General features: G+C 66.3%; 5 protein-coding genes. 4 read left to right on the forward strand and 1 reads right to left on the reverse strand.

What is annotated here, in order from left to right; translation table 11 throughout:
* A partial coding sequence (locus tag PHX69_RS15430) for a transposase (protein ID WP_288044927.1) occupies positions 1–96 on the forward strand: 96 nt, incomplete at its 5' end.
* 64 nt (positions 97–160) lie between these two features.
* On the forward strand, positions 161–340 hold the full coding sequence (locus PHX69_RS15435; protein ID WP_288044918.1) for an EAL domain-containing protein: 180 nt from the start codon (positions 161–163) through the stop codon (positions 338–340).
* On the opposite strand, the gene recG is transcribed toward PHX69_RS15435, so the two are convergent.
* The gene (gene recG, locus PHX69_RS15440) at positions 330–2,438 is read right to left on the reverse strand and encodes an ATP-dependent DNA helicase RecG (RefSeq protein ID WP_288044920.1); all 2,109 of its coding nucleotides are present in this window, start codon (positions 2,436–2,438) and stop codon (positions 330–332) included. The genes PHX69_RS15435 and recG overlap by 11 nt on opposite strands.
* A 115-nt stretch (positions 2,439–2,553) precedes the next feature.
* On the opposite strand from recG, the gene PHX69_RS15445 reads away from it, so the two are divergent.
* Both PHX69_RS15445 and PHX69_RS15450 read left to right on the forward strand, forming a co-directional pair.
* On the forward strand, positions 2,554–3,852 hold the full coding sequence (locus PHX69_RS15445) for an HD-GYP domain-containing protein (protein ID WP_288044922.1): 1,299 nt from the start codon (positions 2,554–2,556) through the stop codon (positions 3,850–3,852).
* A gap of 29 nt (positions 3,853–3,881) precedes the next feature.
* On the forward strand, positions 3,882–4,382 hold a 501-nt coding region (locus PHX69_RS15450; RefSeq protein WP_288044925.1), incomplete at its 3' end, for a 1-phosphofructokinase family hexose kinase.

Genomic DNA, 4,382 nt, shown 5'->3' on the forward strand with positions numbered 1-4,382 from the left:
GTTCTATGGTCGCCTTCCTACTTTGCCTCAAGCTGTGGCGGGGCGCCGATAGATATTCTTCGGCAGTACATCGAAGAGCAGCAAGCGCCCCATTAGGACACCTGCGGTGTCCGCGCTCTCGACCTCGGGCTAAACCCCGAGGCTTCCCGCGCACTGGGTGATGAGCGAAGCGCTGGGCCTGGAGGTGGTGGCCGAAGGGGTAGAGACCACCGCCCACCGTGCTTTTCTGGTGGAGCACGGCTGCCAGTTCTGCCAGGGCTATTTGCTGGGCCGCCCGGTACCCATCGCCACCTGGGAAGCAGCGCACCTGGACGCGCCTGCGCTGCCTACTACGCCTTGAGGTAGTCCTGACGCCCACCCAGCCAGCGCGCCACATGGCGCGCAGCCAGTTCGGGGTGGCGCTCAAGCATCCAGGGCGCCAGCGCACGCGCCCACTCCAGCAAAGCGGTGTCGGTAGCCAGGTCGGCAAAGCGCAGCAGCGCATCGCCCGACTGGCGCGCGCCCAGAAACTCGCCGGGGCCGCGAATTTCCAGGTCGCGCCGGGCAATCTCAAAACCGTCGTTGGTTTCCTGCATGGCGCGCAGGCGCTCTTTGGCGGTTTCACCCACGCGGCCACTGTCGTTGGTGGCGTACAGCAGCACGCAGGCCGATGCCGCCGCGCCGCGCCCCACCCGCCCGCGCAGCTGGTGCAGTTGCGAGAGGCCAAAGCGCTCGGCGTGCTCAATCACCATCAGCGAGGCGTTGGGCACGTCCACGCCCACTTCAATCACCGTGGTGCTGACCAGCACGCCCATGTGGCCGCCGCTGAACAGTGCCATCACGGCTTTTTTCTCGCTGCTCGCCATGCGCGAGTGCAGCAGGCCCACCATGACGCCGGGCAGGGCCTCGCTCAAGTCGGCGTGGGTGGCGGTGGCGTTGGACAAGTCCAGTGCCTCGCTCTCTTCGATCAGCGGGCACACCCAGTACACCTGGCGGCCTGCCGCCACCTGGGCGCCGATGCGCGCAATTACCTCGTCTTTGCGGCTGTCGGCGATCAGCTTGGTGACGATGGGCGTGCGCCCCGGCGGCAGTTCGTCAATCACCGAGACATCCAGATCGGCGTAGTAGCTCATGGCCAGCGTGCGCGGGATGGGGGTGGCGGTCATCATCAGCAAATGCGGCTCCATGCCGTGGTGGGCCAGCTTTTGCCGCAGCGCCAGGCGCTGGGCGACGCCAAAACGGTGCTGCTCGTCAATCAGCGCCAGCGCCAGGTTTTTGAAGCGCACCTGCTCCTGGATGACGGCATGGGTGCCCACCACCAGCGCGGCCTCGCCGCTCTCGATCAGCGCCAGCATGGCAGCGCGTTCTTTTTTCTTTTGCCCGCCCACCAGCCAGGCCACGCGCTGGCCGCGCGCTGCCAGCAGGGGTTCGAGCCAACCGATCATCTTGGCAAAGTGCTGCTCGGCCAAAATTTCGGTGGGCGCCATCAGCGCGCACTGCCAACCCGCGTCCATGGACACGGCAGCGGCCAGCGCAGCCACCACGGTTTTGCCCGAGCCCACATCGCCTTGCAGCAACCGGTGCATGGGCACGGGCCGTGCCAGGTCAGCAGCGATCTCCTGGCCCACGCGCTGCTGTGCGGCGGTGAGGGCAAAGGGCAGCACGGCCAGCAGTTGCGCGGGCAAAGGCAAGCCACCATCGGCGGGCGTGCGCGCTTGCAGCACGGGCGCACGCAGGCGCTCGCGCTCGCGTTTGGACTGCTGCTGCGACAACTGCTGTGCCAGCAGCTCCTCGGCCTTGAGCCGCTGCCAGGCCGGGTGGCTGTGGTCTTCCAGCGTGGCCAGGGCCACATCGGGGCTTGGATGGTGCAAAAAGGTGAGCGCCTCGCGCAGACTGGGAAAGGGCTGGAGGCCATTTTGGCTATAAATGGCAATCGGCGGCAGCGGCGCCCCGGGCGGCAGGGTTTCCGACAGCTCCACGCGCTGCAAGGCCGTGACCACGGCGCGGCGCAGGTAGGGCTGGGGCAGGCCCGCTGTGGTGGGGTACACCGGCGTGAGGGCGCTGGGCAGCTCGCCGCCAGCGGCCTTGAACGCCGGGTGCAGCATCTGACGCCCCCAAAAGCCACCCTTGACCTCGCCCCGGATGCGCAGGCGCGCGCCCAGGGCCAGCGTTTTCAGGTGCGAGGGGTAGAAGCTGAAAAAACGCAGCTCGCAGGTGGCTGTGCCATCGTCCACCTGCACCAGCAACTGGCGGCGCGGCTGCAACTGCACCTCGCTGGCGGTGACGGTGGCCTCGATCTGCACGACGCTGCCTTCGCGGGCGTTTTTCAACGGCGTGATGCGCGTCTCGTCCTCGTAGCGCAGGGGCAGGTGCAGGGCCAGATCGATGGGGCGCACCAGGCCAAGCTTGCGCAGCGCTTTTTGCGCGGGGCTGGGGGCAGCGCCAGGGGCTAAGGGCATGTTCTGGGGAGTGGCCTCAAAAGCACAAAAGACCAAATACGTCAGGAATGGCAAAAGGCTATCATGGTTTCTTCTAGTTACATTGCAGTCCCACGGTGGGGCTGGCAGGTCTTTCATGCTCAAGCGAATCAGCGTTCACGATCTCACTATGGGGATGCACATCCATGAGTTGTGCGGCTCCTGGATGGAGCACCCGTTCTGGCGTACCCAATTCACGCTCACCGACCCCAAAGACTTGGCCAGCATCCGCGCCACCGCCATCCGCGAAGTCTGGATTGATGTCTCGCTGGGGCACGATGTGGCGCCGGGCACGGCCTCCACCACGCGCGAAGAGGTGGATCAGCGCATCGACACCGCATTCAGCCGCCTGCAAGACCTGCCGGCCATCAACCTGCGCGATGCAGCACCGCCGCCGCCCCCAACGCCGCAGCCGCAGCCGCAGCGCTCGCTGATGCCCACGCGCATGCAAGAGGAGCTGAAAACCGCTGCCGCCATCTGCACGCAGTCCAAAGAGGCCGTGGTGTCGATGTTCAAAGAGGCCCGCATGGGCCGGGCGGTGGACAGCGCCAGCGTGCAAAACCTGGTGCAAAACATCTCGGACTCCGTCACCCGCCACCCGCATGCGCTGCTGAGCCTGGCGCGGCTCAAAACCATAGACGACTACACATACATGCATTCAGTGGCTGTGTGCGCGCTGATGGTGGCGCTGGCCAAGCAAGTCGGGCTGCAAGACGCCCATGTGCGCAGCGCTGGCGTGGCCGGGCTGCTGCACGACCTGGGCAAAGCCATGATTCCGCTGGCCGTGCTGAACAAGCCGGGCAAGCTCACCGACGAAGAATTTGCCGTGGTGCGCAACCACCCCGTGCAGGGCCACCGCATGCTGCAATCGGCGGGCAACATCGAGGCGCCTGTGCTCGACGCCTGCCTGCACCACCACGAAAAAATCGACGGCTCGGGCTACCCCGACCGCCTGCAAGGCGACCAGATCAGCCTGATTGCCCGCATGGCAGCCATTTGCGATGTGTACGACGCCATCACCTCCGACCGGCCCTACAAAGCCGGCTGGGACCCGTCCGAATCGCTGCGGCGCATGGCCGAGTGGACTGGCGGCCACTTCGACCTGCGCCTGTTCCAGGCCTTTGTGAAAAGCATTGGCATCTACCCCGTGGGCTCGCTGGTGCGCCTCAGTGGCGGGCGGGTGGGCGTGGTGGTGCAGCAAGGCAGCAAGTCGCTGGTGGCGCCGCACGTGAAGGTGTTTTTCTCGACCCGGCACGACCAGAGCATCACGCCCGAGGTGCTGGACCTGTCAGCACCCGGCTGCCATGAGAAAATCATAGGCCGCGAAGACCCGGAAAAATGGCGTAGCTACAACACCAACGCGCTCTGGTCAGGGCTGGCCCAGCCCGCCTGGTAAAAGCGTTTTCTGCGCCTATGCTGTCAGATATGCACACGTTCCTGACCCTCACCCCCAACCCCGCCCTGGACATTGCCACCGACACCGAGCGGGTGCAACCCACCCACAAGCTGCGCTGTGGCCCGGTGCAGCGCTACCCCGGCGGGGGCGGTATCAATGTGGCGCGGGTACTGCACCGCCTGGGCGCCAGCGTGCAGGCCCATTACCTGGCCGGTGGCCCCAACGGCGAACAACTGGAGCGCCTGCTGGCCGCCGAGGGCATTCCCGCCCATGCCCACCCGATTGCCGGCGACACGCGCGAAAACTTTGCCGTGGTGCAGACCAGCACCAGCGATGAATTTCGCTTCGTGCTGCCCGGCCCAGTGGTGCAAGACAGCGAATGGCAACCGTGGCAGCGCGCATTGAACAACGCCGCACCCGCAGCGCGCTGGCTGGTGGCCAGCGGCAGCCTGCCGCCGGGCATGCCGGTGGATTTTTATGCCCGCCTGGCCCGGCAGGCCCACGCCCAGGGCCAGCACCTGGTGCTGGAC

It is taken from the genome of Simplicispira sp. (assembly GCF_028687295.1).
GTDB lineage: Bacteria > Pseudomonadota > Gammaproteobacteria > Burkholderiales > Burkholderiaceae_C > Simplicispira > Simplicispira metamorpha.